Origin of the sequence: Cognatundibacterium luofuense (genome assembly GCF_018139685.1) — a bacterium.
Lineage (GTDB): Bacteria > Pseudomonadota > Gammaproteobacteria > Burkholderiales > Burkholderiaceae_D > Undibacterium > Undibacterium luofuense.
In genome coordinates this window covers 1-298 of the sequence record NZ_JAGSPN010000540.1, presented here as the reverse complement: position 1 = coordinate 298, position 298 = coordinate 1, and the positions used below count along the sequence as shown (strand labels likewise).

Annotated in this window: 1 pseudogene; it reads right to left on the bottom strand. The window is 44.6% G+C overall.

Annotated elements, in window-relative coordinates:
* A pseudogene (locus tag KDM89_RS22680) lies at positions 1-107 on the bottom strand (nucleoid occlusion factor SlmA); the annotation flags it as partial.
* Positions 108-298: the final 191 nt, after the last annotated feature.

Below are 298 nucleotides of genomic sequence, written 5' to 3'. Positions count from 1 at the left end.
GCAGCTAAGGCTGCCGTCGTGATTTTCTCACCTTTCGGATTTTCCAACATTGCTGCCAGCGTCTGCAAAATCTGTAGTTTACGCTCGCCGGGTTTGGTACTAGCCATTTTTCTCTGATCTGTTTAACTGGGTACAAAATGTACGAAGAACATCCATGCACCATAAAGATGCATGTATTTTCAGCTGTTCCGCTGCTTGCTGCAATTGATACTGCGGGGGTTCAGATTCTATGTGAAACCTACGGTCTGTGTGAAGCAATCTTGCAAACTTTAATTCTTCTACGGTACTTGACAGTGCA